Origin of the sequence: Phycicoccus elongatus Lp2, assembly GCF_000367525.1 — a bacterium.
Lineage (GTDB): Bacteria > Actinomycetota > Actinomycetes > Actinomycetales > Dermatophilaceae > Phycicoccus_A > Phycicoccus_A elongatus.
Genome location: NZ_HF570956.1, coordinates 2,943,172 through 2,944,439, shown reverse-complemented (window position 1 = coordinate 2,944,439; position 1,268 = coordinate 2,943,172). Strand labels below are relative to the sequence as shown.

1 protein-coding gene and 1 pseudogene are annotated in these 1,268 nt (G+C 70.9%); both read left to right on the top strand.

Annotation, left to right across the window (positions count from 1 at the left end):
- On the top strand, positions 1-791 hold a 791-nt coding region (locus BN10_RS14255; protein WP_040751988.1), incomplete at its 5' end, for a sensor histidine kinase.
- Between the two features lie 214 nt (positions 792-1,005).
- Positions 1,006-1,268 (top strand): annotated as a pseudogene (locus BN10_RS17525) (site-specific integrase); the annotation flags it as partial.

The following is a 1,268-nucleotide window of genomic DNA, read 5'->3' as shown; positions in this document are numbered from 1 at the left end:
CGGACGCGATCACGGCGGGGGAGCGGGACCGGCGCATCCCCGACGCGCCCGAGGGCAGCGAGGCCGCCCACCTCGGCGACGCTCTCAACGCCATGCTCGACGCGACGCGTGACTCCGAGGACCGGATGCGCCAGTTCGTCGCGGACGCCTCGCACGAGCTGCGCACCCCACTGACCACCCTGCGTGGCTATGCCGAGCTCCACGCCGGCCGAGTCGAGGACCCCGACACCGCCGATGCGCTGCGACGGATTCGCGCCGAGGCAACCCGGATGCACCGGCTCGTCGAGGACCTGCTCACCCTCACCTCCCTCGACCGGGCCACCCTCCACCTCGGGCCCGTCGACGTGCGCCGGCTGCTCGACGACGTCGCCTCCGACCTGCAGGTGGCCCAACCCGAGCGGCTGGTGACCGTGGAGACCGCGCCCGGTGTGCGCCTCGTCGCCGACGAGGAACGGCTCACCCAGGCCGTCATGGCGCTCGGCACGAACGCCCTGCGGCACACCCCGGTCACGGCCGCGGTGCGGCTCACGGCATACGCCACCGGAGGCGAGGTGGTGGTCGAGGTGAGCGACGACGGCCCCGGCATCCCGCCGGAGGAGCTGGCGCGGGTCTGGGACCGGTTCGCGCGGGTCTCGCAAGGGCGGGCCGGCGGCGGCACCGGCCTCGGGCTGGCCATCGTCGCGGGCATCGTCACCGCGCACGGCGGGCGGTATGCCGCGCTGTCGCCTCCCCAGGGCGGCGTCACCTTCCGCCTCGTCCTGCCGGCCGGGAGCCAAGCAGAAGGGCCCTGACCGCCAGGTCAGAGCCCTCAAGAGCCAACTGGTCGGGGTGACAGGATTTGAACTGTTCACGCGCCTACTTGGCTGTAGTGCTTCGACCTGCACCGTAGGCATCTGACCTGCGGTGATCTAGAATCTAGCGCGTGAGAGGACAGGGCACAAGCGGACACGAAATGTCCCCAGTTATGCCCCAGTTGTGTCCACTCGTGTCCGCTGGTGGCACGCGATGACGAGGGCGAAGCGGGACTTCGGGACCATCCGCAAGCGAGCCAATGGTCGCTGGCAGGCCTACTACATGGGTCCGGACCAAGCCTTCCACCGTGCTCCGTCGACCTTCGACGCCAAGGTCGACGCAGAGGCGTGGCTTGCGGCCGAGCGCCGGCTCATGCAGAACGACGAGTGGTCGCCGAGCAAGTCGCGGCGGGCGAAGGTCGTGCGGTCGACGGAGATGTTCGGGCCGTATGCCGAGGCGTGGCTCGAGCAGCGGGA